The sequence below is a fragment of the Streptomyces sp. NPDC055103 genome (genome assembly GCF_053607625.1).
Map to the genome: position 1 here is coordinate 1 of NZ_JBSGTX010000194.1, position 1,130 is coordinate 1,130.

General features: G+C 47.4%; 2 protein-coding genes. One reads left to right on the forward strand and one right to left on the reverse strand.

The genetic code is table 11. From position 1 onward, the window contains the following. The coding region (locus tag ACWFR1_RS40460) for a 4'-phosphopantetheinyl transferase (protein ID WP_453561154.1) at window positions 1–543 on the forward strand (543 nt) is incomplete at its 5' end. Here ACWFR1_RS40460 and ACWFR1_RS40465 read toward each other — a convergent pair. After that, window positions 538–1,130 (reverse strand): aminotransferase class I/II-fold pyridoxal phosphate-dependent enzyme (locus ACWFR1_RS40465; RefSeq protein WP_453561157.1); only part of this gene is annotated, 593 nt, incomplete at its 5' end. The genes ACWFR1_RS40460 and ACWFR1_RS40465 overlap by 6 nt on opposite strands.

Sequence of the window (1,130 nt, forward strand, 5' to 3'; positions counted from 1 at the left end):
CTCCTGGGAGATGTGCTCGTTCGCTCAGTCATAAGCAGGCTGTATCAGTTGGACAAATCCGATATCCGCTTTAGCACGCAGGAATACGGGAAGCCGTGCATCCCTGATCTTCCCGACGCTCATTTCAACATTTCTCACTCCGGACGCTGGGTCATTTGCGCGTTTGATTCACAGCCGATCGGCATAGATATCGAAAAAACGAAACCGATCAGCCTTGAGATCGCCAAGCGCTTCTTTTCAAAAACAGAGTACAGCGACCTTTTAGCAAAAGACAAGGACGAGCAGACAGACTATTTTTATCATCTATGGTCAATGAAAGAAAGCTTTATCAAACAGGAAGGCAAAGGCTTATCGCTTCCGCTTGATTCCTTTTCAGTGCGCCTGCACCAGGACGGACAAGTATCCATTGAGCTTCCGGACAGCCATTCCCCATGCTATATCAAAACGTATGAGGTCGATCCCGGCTACAAAATGGCTGTATGCGCCGCACACCCTGATTTCCCCGAGGATATCACAATGGTCTCGTACGAAGAGCTTTTATAAATGGCTCATCAACAGCTTGACACCGCGCTCAATATCTTCCGTTTTCACATTGGAAATATTGATTTTTAATAGATTTTCTTTCTGATAATCTGATAAATAATGACGGTCTATCGCCTCAAGGAGAACCCCTTGTTTTTTCAGTCTATGAATCACTCTTGAGGCGGGCAGATCCTGAGGAAGCACCAGGTGGGTGTGCATGCTGGGTGCCTGCCCGCTGGAGAACGTAAAGCGGCCGCTTCCCAGCTGCCTGTGTGTTTGAATGGCTTGATGAAGCTTCAGCGACCGCTCTTTATAAGAATCTCTGATTTTCTCCTTATGCCTGCCGTACATACCGCTTTTCAGGTAAATCTCCAATGCCGCTTGAGAAATCATCGAACAGTCGATGTCGTTCAGCTTTTTGTACGCATAGAACGTGTCAGTCAGCGCTTCGGGCAAAACAGCCGCCCCCACGCGAAGGCCGGGGAACATCATTTTCGAGAAGCTTTTCAAATAGATGACATGTGAGGACAGATCATATGCGTACAGCGGATCTGCCTTTTTATTTTCCTCCAGATCACCGAGGTAATCATCCTCAACGAGATAGACAT